This window comes from Polynucleobacter necessarius (assembly GCF_900095215.1).
GTDB classification, from domain to species: domain Bacteria; phylum Pseudomonadota; class Gammaproteobacteria; order Burkholderiales; family Burkholderiaceae; genus Polynucleobacter; species Polynucleobacter necessarius_H.
The window spans coordinates 1,343,990-1,356,012 of record NZ_LT606949.1 but is presented as its reverse complement, the minus strand read 5'-3'; the positions used below and the strand labels follow the sequence as shown (position 1 = coordinate 1,356,012).

Sequence of the window (12,023 nt, the reverse complement as noted above, 5' to 3'; positions counted from 1 at the left end):
TAAAATATTCAGAAATTTGTCTTAGTAAGTTTTTAATTAATTTTTTTGATTGGATAAAAAATGTCCGATATTCAAAAAACAGTCTTAGCGTATTCCGGTGGTTTAGACACTAGCGTGATCTTGAAGTGGCTTCAAGATGCTTATGGTTGCGAGATCGTGACTTTTACCGCTGACTTAGGTCGGGGTGAAGAGTTGGAGCCAGCACGCGCCAAGGCTTTGCAATTTGGTATCAAACCAGAAAACATCTTTATCGATGACTTGCGCGAAGAGTTTGTGCGTGACTTTGTTTTTCAAATGTTCCGCGCGAACACGATTTATGAAGGCGAATATTTATTGGGTACGTCTATTGCGCGCCCTTTGATCGCTAAGCGGCAAATTGAGATCGCTCGTTTAACGGGTGCGGATTCTGTTTCGCATGGTGCCACCGGCAAAGGTAACGACCAAGTGCGCTTTGAGTTGGGCTACTACGCGCTTGAGCCGGGAATTCAAGTAATTGCCCCTTGGCGCGAATGGGATCTTCTCTCACGCGAGAAATTAATGGCTTATGCAGAGAAGCATGGCATTCCAGTAGAGATGAAGCACAAGCAGGGTGGCTCACCTTACTCCATGGATGCCAACCTTTTGCACATCAGTTACGAAGGTCGTCATTTAGAGAATCCAAACGCAGAAGCCGAAGAATCCATGTGGCGTTGGACAGTTTCTCCTGAGAATGCGCCAGATGCGCCAGAGATCATCGAAATTGAATTTAAGGCTGGCGATCCTGTCACCATTAATGGCAAGGCGTATAAACCACACGAGTTATTGGCGGAGCTCAATCGCATTGGTGGCGCGCATGGCATTGGCCGCCTAGATCTCGTGGAAAACCGTTTTGTGGGTATGAAGAGCCGTGGTTGTTATGAAACCCCTGGCGGCACTATCCTCTTGAAGGCTCACCGCGGTATTGAAAGTATCACTTTGGATCGTGAAGTGGCTCACTTGAAAGATGATTTGATGCCACGCTATGCAAGCTTGATTTACAACGGCTTGTGGTGGGCCCCAGAGCGTCTTGCATTGCAAACTTTGATTGACCATACGCAACAGGCTGTCAATGGTGTAGTGCGCTTGAAGCTTTACAAGGGTTCGGTATCCGTGATCTCACGCGATTCAGCCAATACTTTGTTTGATCAAAATATCGTCACCTTTGATGATGATGGCGGCGCATATAACCAAGCGGATGCGGGCGGCTTTATTAAGCTTAATGCATTGCGTATGCGTATTGCTGAAACAGCAAAACGTAAGCGTGCCAAGAAATAAATAGAACTAAACAGAAGAGAAAGAACTGCAATGCAATTTGATCAAGTTTCCGTAGGTAAAAAAGCCAATGTATTTTTTGATGGTAAATGCGTTTCCCATACCGTGACATTGCCTAATGGCGTTCGTAAGTCAGTCGGCGTGGTATTGCCAAGCACTTTGCGTTTTGATCTGAGTATCAAAGAGAGCATGGAAGTGGTTGATGGCAATGCTTTTGTCAGCATCAATGGCGCGCCTGAGCAAGAGTTCAAGGCCGGTCAAAGCTGGGAAGTAAAAAAGGGTGGTTATTTCATCATTCGCGCTGAACAACCTGTGCATTACGTTTGCCACTTTGAATAAATCAAAGAATTGCAAAAACAAAACGCAGACCGAGGTCTGCGTTTTTTATTATTCTTAATCATCCTTGGTGAGAGTTAGAGGCGCCAAGTAAAGCAGCTTATCTTCTTGGTAAGCCGCTAATGACGGTGCCCGGCACAATCACCCGTTCAGAGAACCATTGCTTGTTCATTTCTAAGGCATAACGTACCGCTGCTTTGGGGCAGTGATTATTGGTAGTTTCGGCCTGCATCTCTTCAATGTTCACAATCTTCCCGTCATCGGCAATGAATGCGATTGATAATGGAATCTTGGTGTTGTTCATCCAAAAGCAATGACCTGCTTTTTGTTCGAAGATAAATAGCATTCCAGAATTCGCTGGCATGCTAGTGCGATTCATGAGACTCACCTCTCGGGCTTTAGGAGTATCAGCTAGTTCGGCCTGAATTTGGTAGATGCCTGCTTTGAGTTCAAAGATGGGTAGGCCTGTGTTAACTTGAGCCGATGCAATGCTCGATCCAAGTAAAAGCATTGATATAACTAATTGGCGTAAGAGTGGGATAGATGTATGCATAGGCGCATTTTAATTGAAGCAAATTGCAGGCGAAAAAAACCCAGGAACGAATCCTGGGTTTTTAATAATGATCTAAGGACTATTAAGCCGCTTGGATATTGGTGGCTTGCTTGCCTTTAGGACCTTGGGTAATGTCAAACGTTACCTTTTGGTTTTCCTTGAGGGTTTTGAACCCAGGCATAGTAATTGCGCTGAAATGCGCGAACAACTCTTCTTCACCACCATCAGGTTTGATAAAGCCAAAACCTTTTGCATCATTGAACCACTTAACAATTCCGGTCGCCATGCGAACTCCATTACATAAACTTAAAACAACCGTGATGAGGGTAAATACTTTTTAATCAGTCTCAATCCACAACACGCCTAAATAGAACCTCTCTTGAAGCCTACCCCCTGATTGTTTGCCCTTTTTGAAGTGGTGTCAAGGAGTTATATGCCCATACCCCCTAGTAAATACCCCCTTTTTTTTATCGAAAAACGCCCCAATATGGGGTTAAATGGGGTTTTTTGCGTGTTTTTCACAACAAGACCCCAGGAGATTAAAGTTTCCATATCTGTGTTTAGAATGTTTCTCATGAGTCGCGCACCAAAAAATCCTACTACTGGTAACCCCAGCAATCCGTATGTTGAAGACACCATTCTTCTCGAAAAACAGGTCGAGCAAGTCAAAGCGCCGTCGATGTATAAAGTTTTGCTATTGAATGACGATTACACGCCAATGGAATTTGTGGTGATGGTGATTCAGGAGTATTTTAATAAAGATTATGAAACAGCTACACGCATCATGTTGCAAGTGCATCTAGTTGGCAAAGGCGTTTGCGGGGTATTGACTCGCGATGTTGCTGCTACGAAAGTGCATCAGGTTATTGAACTCTCCCGTGAATCGGGTCACCCATTACAGTGCACTATGGAGGAAGCATGATTGCCCAAGAATTAGAAGTGAGCGTGCACATGGCGTTTGTTGACGCAAGGGCATCGCGACATGAGTTCATGACGGTCGAGCATTTGCTGGCAGCCTTATTGGATAACGCTACAGCAGTTGAGGTTTTAAAGGCTTGCGCGGTCAATATCGCAGAGCTACGCGCTCAGCTTAAAAACTTCATTAATGACAATACCCCGGTAGTGCCCGGAACAGATGAGGTGGATACTCAGCCCACATTAGGTTTCCAGCGCGTGATTCAGCGTGCCATCATGCACGTACAGTCGACATCGAATGGCAAGAAAGAGGTGACTGGCGCCAATGTATTGGTTGCCATCTTTGGCGAAAAAGATTCGCATGCGATTTACTTCTTGCAACAACAAGGCGTCACTCGTTTGGATGTAGTAAACTTCATTAGCCATGGTGTGCGTAAAGATCAAGCTGAGCATGTAAAGCCAGTTGAATCAACCCAAGAGGCCGAAGAGTCTGGGTCTTCAGGCAAAGAGAGCCAGCTTGAGCAGTACACGCAAAATCTCAACGCCTTGGCTCGTCAAGGCAAGATTGATCCTTTAATTGGGCGCGAGAGTGAAGTAGAGCGCGTTATTCAGGTGCTATGCCGTCGTCGTAAAAACAATCCACTATTGGTGGGAGAGGCTGGCGTAGGTAAAACAGCAATCGCTGAAGGCCTCGCCTGGAGAATTGTGCAAGGTGACGTGCCTGATATTTTAGCCAATGCTATGGTTTACTCTTTGGATATGGGTGCGCTGCTGGCTGGCACTAAGTATCGTGGTGATTTTGAACGGCGTTTGAAGAGTGTTCTCAAGTCTCTCAAAGATCACGTTCATGGCGTCTTATTTATCGATGAGATTCACACCTTGATCGGTGCGGGTGCCGCATCAGGCGGAACGTTGGATGCAAGCAATTTGCTAAAGCCTGCATTGTCTAATGGTCAGTTGAAATGTATGGGCGCAACTACCTTCGCTGAATATCGCGGCATCTTTGAAAAAGATGCGGCTTTATCGAGGCGCTTCCAGAAAGTGGATGTCGTTGAGCCTACAGTTGATCAAACAGTGCAAATCTTGCGTGGCTTGAAGTCTCGTTTTGAAGAGCACCATAGCGTGAAGTATGCGGCTGGTGCCTTGGTGGCAGCTGCGGAACTTTCTGCTCGCTATATCAATGATCGTCATTTGCCCGATAAGGCAATCGATGTGATCGACGAAGCTGGGGCTGCTCAACGCATTCTGCCCAAGTCTAAGCAGAAGAAAACCATTGGTCGTCCTGAGATTGAAGAGATTGTAGCCAAGATTGCGTGCATACCGCCACAGTCCGTTACCGTAGATGATCGTAGTAAGTTGCAGACCTTAGATCGCGATATTAAGAGCGTAGTGTTTGGTCAGGACGCTGCGATTGAGGCTTTGGCTAGCGCCATTAAGATGACGCGTGCCGGTCTTGGCAAGGTTGATAAACCGATTGGCTCATTCTTATTCTCGGGTCCAACAGGCGTTGGTAAGACTGAGGTGGCTAAGCAGCTTGCTTACATTCTGGGTATCGAACTGCTGCGTTTTGATATGTCCGAATACATGGAGCGTCACGCGGTCAGTCGCTTGATTGGTGCGCCTCCAGGCTATGTGGGCTTTGATCAAGGTGGTTTACTCACTGAGGCGGTAAATAAGAAGTCGCATTGCGTACTCCTGCTTGATGAAATCGAAAAGGCTCATCCAGATATCGTCAATATTTTGTTGCAGGTAATGGATCACGGCACTTTGACGGACAACAATGGTCGCAAGACGGACTTCCGTAATGTGATTATCATCATGACTACGAATGCTGGCGCTGAAGCAATGCAGAAGTCCACCATTGGCTTTACCAATGCGCGTGAGTCTGGCGACGAGATGGCGGATATCAAGAAGTTCTTCACTCCCGAGTTCCGCAATCGTTTGGATGCAATCGTTTCCTTTAAGGCGCTCGATGAGTCCATCATCATGCGCGTAGTGGATAAGTTCTTGATGCAGCTTGAAGAGCAACTCCACGAGAAGAAGGTCGATGTCACTTTCAGTCCTGCATTACGTGCGCATTTGGCTAAGCATGGCTTTGATCCATTGATGGGTGCTCGCCCAATGCAACGCATTATTCAGGACACTGTTCGTAAAGCGCTTGCCGATGAGCTTTTGTTTGGCAAGCTAGCCCAAGGCGGCCATATGGACGTCGATATTGACGCGGATGGTAAAGTGCTACTGAACTTTGATGCGCCAGTGTTGCCAGGTAAGGCAACTAAAGCGGATGTGGCGCCAGTTGAAGAAATTTAAATAACGTATTCATTGCAACGAAAAAATGACAACCAAAAGGGGAAATATGTCTCATCACGATAAATTACTAGAAGCTTTCGAAACTTATACAGCGGAGAATGAAAAGTTTCAAGGTAAGGAAATTAAAGCTTCTGCTGCTCGTGCTCGTAAAGCTTTGCCCTGATTTTTTAATGGTGGCTGCTGAGCTGCCATAGACAACGCCACCAATACCGGCCCATACCAATGCACTCATGGACATGGGGCATGGCTCCCCAGTGGTGTAGAGAATACAGTCGCCCCAGTTCTTATTCCCTTGTTGGCTGACATAGTTATTGATGCAGGCCATTTCTCCATGAAGCACCGGATTTTGAGAAGTTTGATTTACGCCTTTAGCAAGTATTGTTCCGCTTTTGGCGTTAGTAATTACGGCGCTAAATGGGTAGGAAGCATTTTGTACTGCCATGGCAATTGCAGCGCGCATGGCAGTTTCATTTTGTTTTATTGGAAGCGACGAAAGATTGGTTTTTGCTATCGCACCTCGAGTGATACTGGTCAAACCTATGCCGCATAAACAAATTAATGCGCCGCGTCGATTCATTATTTAGGCTCTGCCAGTGCTGCCAAAGCCACCCGACATACGACTGCTCTCGGTGAACTCTTCAACTATCTTGAGCTCCACTTGTTGTACAGGCATCACCACCAATTGAGCTAAGCGCTCCATGGGTTCAAGTTTGAAGGGGGTTGAGCCGCGGTTCCAAGTGCTCACCATCAATTGGCCTTGGTAGTCGGAGTCAATAAGGCCCACTAAGTTACCTAAGACGATGCCATGCTTATGACCCAAACCTGAACGCGGAAGAATGAATGCCGCATAACGAGGATCTTCCACATAGATCGCTAAGCCAGTTGGTACTAAGACAGTTTGGCCTGGTGCAATTTCGATGGTTTCCTCTATGCAGGCGCGTAGATCTAGGCCTGCACTCCCAGGCGTGCCGTAAGTTGGCAATTGGTCGCGCATACGTTCATCGAGAATTTTGACTTGGAGAGATTGCATGGAGTTTCCTAAAGCTGGGGAATGAATAAAAAACTACAAGATATAAAGATCAGATTTTTTTGGCAACTAACTGAATCAGTTGGCGTGCCAGCTGAATTTTTTCAGCCTTGGCGATTTTTTTGCTGCCTGCAGAATCAATCACCAGCAATTGGTTGAGATCACTGCCAAAAGTATCCGGGCCGATATTGCCAACAATCACTGGAATGCCCTTGCGCTTACGCTTTTCATCAGCATGCTTTTCTAAATCTGTTGATTCGGCCGCAAAGCCCACGCAATAAGGATGAGGCTTCCCACTTCTGGTCTTTACTGCTTTTGCAACATCAAGCAAGATATCTGGGTTCGCTACAAACTCGAGGTTTGGTGCTTGGTTGCCTTGGCGTTTAATCTTCTCTTTCGCTGGGTTGGCAATGCCCCAGTCTGCAACAGCAGCCACCGCAAAGAAAATATCGCAATCAATCGCATTGAGAGTGGCCGCATGCATTTCTTTAGCGCTAACTACATCTGTGCGGACAATATTGCCGGTAGCCACTAGTGGTGTTGCGAGATCACAAGGTCCGGCAATTAAATGGACTTGAGCTCCCGCTTCAAGAGCGGCCTTTGCAATGGCGAAACCCATCTTGCCTGAGCTGTGATTGGTAATACATCGTACTGGATCAATTGCTTCAAACGTAGGGCCGGCGGTAATCAATACTTTTTTGCCCGCTAGCGATTTTTTCTGAAAGAAGGCAATCACTTGTTCGGTGATTTCGGCGGGCTCGAGCATGCGGCCCATTCCAACTTCGCCACAAGCCTGAAAGCCGCTAGCAGGTCCGAGAAGGGTTACCCCATCATCAGTAAGTCTTTGCACGCTTCTTTGGGTGGCTGCATGTTCCCACATTTGCTTATTCATTGCTGGAGTTAGCAACAGCGGGCAGTCTCTCGCAATGCAGAGAGTAGTCAATAAGTCATCTGCCAAACCTAAGGATAGCTTTGCCATGAGGTCTGCGCTTGCGGGCGCTATTACAATCGCATCCGCAGAACGTGACAACTCGATGTGCGCCATATGATTCGGAATACCGCTATCCCATTGGCTTAAATACACTGGATTACCAGTGAGTGCTTGCATGGTTACTGGCGTTACAAATTGTTGCGCAGCTGCAGTCATGACCACTTGCACTGAGGCACCCTCCTGCATCAATTGGCGTGCTAGCTCTGGGGCCTTATAGGCCGCAATACCGCCGGAGATGCCGAGAACGATCTTCTTATTGATAAGTGATTGCATGGCGCCAGCTTAATGATATTGGGCTGATTTGCCAAATGACTTGCGCAATTCGCCCAAAATAATAAGGGTAGCGCCTACGCAAATAGCGCTATCAGCAATGTTAAATGCTGGCCAATGCCAATTGGCGTAATAGAGGTCAATAAAGTCGACCACAGCGCCATACATCACACGATCCACGACGTTCCCTAGTGCGCCACCTAAGATTAGGCCGAGGGCAATACAGAGCAGCTTATCGCTTTGACTTTTATAGAGCATCCAAATAATGTATATCGACGCGGCAATGCCAAGCGCGGCAAAAAACCGGCGTTGCCAGCCAGAGCCTTGCGCCAAGAATGAAAAAGCCGCGCCTGGGTTAAAGAGGAGCAACCAGTTCATAAAGGGTAAAACAGGCTCAGGAACACCCATCTGCAAATTACTTAATGCCGACCGCTTGCTCAGCTGGTCGAGCAAGAGCACGATGACGGCGATTGCCAGATAGCGAAGCAAGGGGAGACTTTTCATATTGACGGTTCTTACGCAAACAGGCGGTGATCGCCAGCGCCAAATAAGTTGCTAATACAGCGACCACATAACTCTGGATGATCAGCGTGACTGCCAACATCTTTGGTGTGATGCCAGCAGCGACCACACTTCTTGTGTTGACTGCCCCGTACTAAAACTTCTAAGCCTTCGTTGCTCAACTCAATGTTGGCACTAGAGGTGATCGTGATAAAACGCAAATCATCTTCCAGCGAATGTAGGATGGCAAAGTAACCATCACCGACTTTGATAGTAAGCTCGGCCTGTAATGACGAACCAACAGTGCCTGCCTCACGTTCCACTTCAATCGCCTTGGTAACTTCAGAGCGGAGCTCCCGAATGCGACTCCATTTCGCGAGCAATTCATCAGCATGAGCAATTTCAGGGAATTGACCAAATTCTTCCATGAAGATGGATTCCGATGGCTTGTTTCCAGAGCCATGTGGGAAATCTTTCCAGGCTTCTTCCGCGGTAAAGGAGAGGAATGGCGAGAACCATTTCAACAGATTGCGGGTGATATGGAATAAAGCATTTTGTGCGGCGCGACGATCGGGTGAGTCTGGCGCGCTGGTATAGAGACGATCCTTCAGAATATCCAAATAGAAGCCGCCTAAATCCTCAGAAGAGAAAGTCAACATGCGGGCGACCGCAGGCTGGAATTCATATGCTTTGTAATGGGATTCCACATCGTTTTGCAAGTCGTTAGCAAGTGCAACCGCATAGCGATCAATTTCCAGCCACTGATCAGCGGGCATCGCATGTTTAGTGGGATCAAAGTCCGATAAGTTTGCCAATAAGAAACGTAAGGTGTTGCGAATGCGGCGGTAGCTCTCGGTAACGCGTTTGAGGATCTCGTCTGAGATCGTCATTTCACCAGAGTAGTCAGTAGAAGCAACCCAGAGGCGAATGATTTCTGCGCCCAGCTTGTCTGCCACCTGTTGAGGCGCAATCACATTTCCCACAGACTTACTCATCTTGCGACCTTGCCCGTCGACCGTAAAGCCGTGAGTCAAGAGTGCTTTGTATGGTGGCTTGCCATCCAGCATCGCGCCGGTAAGTAATGAGGAGTGGAACCAGCCGCGGTGTTGGTCTGACCCTTCGAGATATAAATCTGCCAGACGACCATTTTGTGTTTCTGCATCAGTGGTGAGTAATTCATCGCGGTGCGAGCCACGAATGACATGCCAGTGCGTTGTGCCGGAGTCAAACCAAACATCCAAGGTATCGCGGTTCTTTTCGTATTGCGCGGCTTCATCGCCAAGGAGCTCGGCAACTTCCAATTTTTGCCAGGCCTCGATACCTTCTTTTTCTACGCGCTTTGCAATTTCTTCAAGTAACTCAACAGTACGTGGATGTGGCTCACCACTTTCTTTGTGAACAAAGAAAGCCATTGGCACACCCCATTGACGTTGGCGTGACAAAGTCCAATCCGGACGGTTGGCAATCATGCTGTGTAAACGTTGCTTACCCCAAGCTGGGAAGAACTCAGTGTTCTCAATGCCAGCTAACGCAGTCTCACGCAAACTGGTTTTGCCATCGGAGGATTTCTTATCCATGCTCGCAAACCATTGTGAGGTGGCGCGGTAAATGATGGGCGACTTATGACGCCAGCAATGCATATACGAGTGGGTATAGGTTTTGTCGCGCAAGAGGCTACCCGCTTCACGCATCGCTTCAATAATCTTTGGATTGGCTGTCCAGATGTATTCGTTGGCAAAGCATGGCAACCAAGATGCATACACACCATTGCCCATCACTGGGTTCAGGATATCTTTGTCAGCAAGCTTATTGGCTTTACAGGATTTAAAGTCTTCCTCGCCATAAGCGGGTGCAGAGTGAACGATGCCGGTACCCGTATCAAGCGTGACATATTCAGCTGGATAAATTGGAGAGAGGCGTTTATAGCCTTCATGCAATGTCGCTAGCGGATGCCAAAAAGAAATATTCGCTAACTGAGCGCCTTGGCAAGTGGCAATTACTTTGCCTTCCAAGCCATAGTCTTGCAAACAAGTTTCAACGCGCTCTTTAGCAAGAATGAGTAACTTATCACCGACATCGACCAACGCATATGTGAGTTCTGGATGGACATTCATCGCTTGGTTGGCGGGAATGGTCCAAGGGGTTGTTGTCCAGATCACAATCTGACCTGGTTTATTCGGTAAATCGGTAAGGCCAAACGCTTTAGCTAATTGTGGTCGCTGCGCATCATCCAATGCAAAACCAACATCGACTGTTGGGTCAGTTTTATCTTGGTATTCAACCTCAGCTTCAGCCAGGGCGGAACCACAATCAAAGCACCAGTTCACTGGTTGTAAGCCGCGGAAGACATAACCCTTCTCCCAGATCTTGCCAAGAGCGCGGATTTCGTCGGCCTCATTGCGGAAGTTCATGGTGAGATAGGGGTTATTCCAGTCGCCCAATACGCCCAAGCGCTCAAAATCTTTCTTCTGCTTCTCAACTTGAACATGAGCATAAGCGCGCGCTTTAGATTGCACTTCAGCAGTTGGTAAATTTTTACCAAACTCTTTTTCAATCTGAATCTCAATTGGCATGCCATGGCAATCCCAGCCGGGCACATAGGCCGAGTCAAAGCCCATAAGCCAACGCGACTTCACAATCATGTCCTTCAGAATCTTATTGACCGCATGACCAATGTGAATGTCGCCATTTGCATAAGGAGGGCCATCATGCAAAATGAACGTGGGTTGATTGGCATGTGCCGCACGAATTTTTTCGTAGAGCGTATTCTTTTGCCACGCAGCTACCCACTGTGGTTCGCGTTTAGCAAGATCCCCTCGCATAGGGAAGGAGGTATCAAGTAAGTTAACGGGATAAGAGTTTTCTTTTTCAGACATAAGCTTTTTTCTGGAAATAATTTCTGGCATGCGCTGCATCTGCTGCAATCGCTTGTGTAAGGGTTTCGAGGTCTGGGTACTTCGCCTCATCGCGGATTTTTTCTAATAGCTCTACGGTAATGATTTTTCCGTACACATCCGCGTTGTAATCAAAGATGTGGGTTTCTAGCAATACCCTGCCTTCGTCCTCCACTGTGGGCCTAACACCTAGGCTGGCTACCGCAGGCAGGGGTTTATCACTCAATCCCAAAACTTGCGCGGTGAAGATTCCAGTCGTCGCGGGTTTGCGGTGATGCAAGTGATTAGCTACCGCTAAGTTCAAAGTGGGAAAGCCTAATTCACGACCAAGTTGTTGGCCATGAATAACGTGTCCAGAAATTCCGTATGGACGGCCTAATAATTTTTCTGTCAATGACATATCGCCACTGGCGAGTGCCGCGCGTAGAGCTGAGCTAGAAATACGATCACCATTTTCTTGAATGGTTTGAATGCTAGACACTTCAAAGCCGTACTTTTCACCAGCAGCTTTTAAGCTAGCAAAGTTACCCGCGCGTTTAGCGCCATAACAAAAGTCATCACCAATCACAATCCATTTGGCGTTGAGGCGTTTGACAATACTTTCAGAGACAAATTCTTCTCGGGGCAGTTTTGCAAAAGCGGAGTTGAAATGTTCAACCACCACGTGATCAATTCCCAGTTCGGCAAGGGCTGCTAATTTGTCCCGCAAATTGAGAATGCGGGGTGGCGCTTGTTCCGGAGAGAAGAATTCCTTTGGGTGAGGCTCGAAAGTCATCACGCAACTAACCAAGCCTCGAGTCTTGGCGCCATCAACCAGTGTCTTGAGTAGGGCGCGATGACCCCTGTGCACGCCATCGAAATTGCCGATGGTTAGGGCACAAGCGGGTCCTGCGGAAAACTGGGTGGGGCCACGGAATATGTTCACAAAATCGCTTT

The 12,023-nt window shown here is 47.5% G+C and carries 12 protein-coding genes; 4 read left to right on the top strand and 8 right to left on the bottom strand.

Annotation, left to right across the window (positions count from 1 at the left end):
• Nucleotides 1-60: 60 nt before the first annotated feature.
• Nucleotides 61-1,293: an argininosuccinate synthase gene (locus tag DXE35_RS07390; protein ID WP_114690072.1), complete on the top strand. Its 1,233-nt coding sequence runs from the start codon at nt 61-63 to the stop codon at nt 1,291-1,293.
• Between the two features lie 30 nt (nt 1,294-1,323).
• Nucleotides 1,324-1,629: a pyrimidine/purine nucleoside phosphorylase gene (ppnP, locus tag DXE35_RS07385; RefSeq protein ID WP_114690071.1), complete on the top strand. Its 306-nt coding sequence runs from the start codon at nt 1,324-1,326 to the stop codon at nt 1,627-1,629.
• A 97-nt stretch (nt 1,630-1,726) separates the two neighbouring features.
• Here the strand turns inward: ppnP and DXE35_RS07380 are convergent, their stop codons facing one another.
• Nucleotides 1,727-2,179 carry a DUF192 domain-containing protein gene (locus DXE35_RS07380; protein ID WP_114690070.1) on the bottom strand — a complete coding sequence of 151 codons (453 nt, stop codon included), beginning with the start codon at nt 2,177-2,179 and terminating at the stop codon, nt 1,727-1,729.
• An 82-nt stretch (nt 2,180-2,261) separates the two neighbouring features.
• Nucleotides 2,262-2,465 carry a cold-shock protein gene (locus DXE35_RS07375; protein ID WP_114690069.1) on the bottom strand — a complete coding sequence of 68 codons (204 nt, stop codon included), beginning with the start codon at nt 2,463-2,465 and terminating at the stop codon, nt 2,262-2,264.
• A 279-nt stretch (nt 2,466-2,744) separates the two neighbouring features.
• Here DXE35_RS07375 and clpS point away from each other — a divergent pair, with 279 nt between their 5' ends.
• Both clpS and clpA read left to right on the top strand, forming a co-directional pair.
• Nucleotides 2,745-3,101, top strand: a complete 357-nt coding sequence (clpS, locus tag DXE35_RS07370) for an ATP-dependent Clp protease adapter ClpS (RefSeq protein WP_114690068.1) — start codon at nt 2,745-2,747, stop codon at nt 3,099-3,101.
• The gene (gene clpA / locus DXE35_RS07365) at nt 3,098-5,404 is read left to right on the top strand and encodes an ATP-dependent Clp protease ATP-binding subunit ClpA (RefSeq protein WP_114690067.1); all 2,307 of its coding nucleotides are present in this window, start codon (nt 3,098-3,100) and stop codon (nt 5,402-5,404) included. Before clpS ends, clpA begins: the two co-directional genes overlap by 4 nt.
• A gap of 67 nt (nt 5,405-5,471) precedes the next feature.
• Here the strand turns inward: clpA and DXE35_RS07360 are convergent, their stop codons facing one another.
• The 6 genes from DXE35_RS07360 to DXE35_RS07335 are packed head-to-tail and all read right to left on the bottom strand — an operon-like array spanning nt 5,472 to nt 12,012.
• Nucleotides 5,472-5,981: a nucleoside deaminase gene (locus DXE35_RS07360; protein ID WP_114690066.1), complete on the bottom strand. Its 510-nt coding sequence runs from the start codon at nt 5,979-5,981 to the stop codon at nt 5,472-5,474.
• Nucleotides 5,982-5,984: 3 nt separating this feature from the next.
• Nucleotides 5,985-6,434, bottom strand: a complete 450-nt coding sequence (dut, locus tag DXE35_RS07355; protein WP_114690065.1) for a dUTP diphosphatase — start codon at nt 6,432-6,434, stop codon at nt 5,985-5,987.
• 49 nt (nt 6,435-6,483) lie between these two features.
• Nucleotides 6,484-7,695 carry a bifunctional phosphopantothenoylcysteine decarboxylase/phosphopantothenate--cysteine ligase CoaBC gene (gene coaBC / locus DXE35_RS07350; protein ID WP_114690064.1) on the bottom strand — a complete coding sequence of 404 codons (1,212 nt, stop codon included), beginning with the start codon at nt 7,693-7,695 and terminating at the stop codon, nt 6,484-6,486.
• 9 nt (nt 7,696-7,704) lie between these two features.
• Nucleotides 7,705-8,196, bottom strand: coding sequence for a signal peptidase II (lspA, locus tag DXE35_RS07345; RefSeq protein WP_114690063.1), 492 nt, complete (start codon nt 8,194-8,196; stop codon nt 7,705-7,707).
• Between the two features lie 11 nt (nt 8,197-8,207).
• Nucleotides 8,208-11,087 (bottom strand): isoleucine--tRNA ligase, encoded by a 2,880-nt coding sequence (gene ileS / locus DXE35_RS07340; protein ID WP_415070310.1) that lies wholly within the window; start codon nt 11,085-11,087, stop codon nt 8,208-8,210.
• Nucleotides 11,062-12,012, bottom strand: coding sequence for a bifunctional riboflavin kinase/FAD synthetase (locus DXE35_RS07335; RefSeq protein ID WP_114690061.1), 951 nt, complete (start codon nt 12,010-12,012; stop codon nt 11,062-11,064). The genes ileS and DXE35_RS07335 overlap by 26 nt, the downstream gene beginning before the upstream one ends.
• Nucleotides 12,013-12,023: the final 11 nt, after the last annotated feature.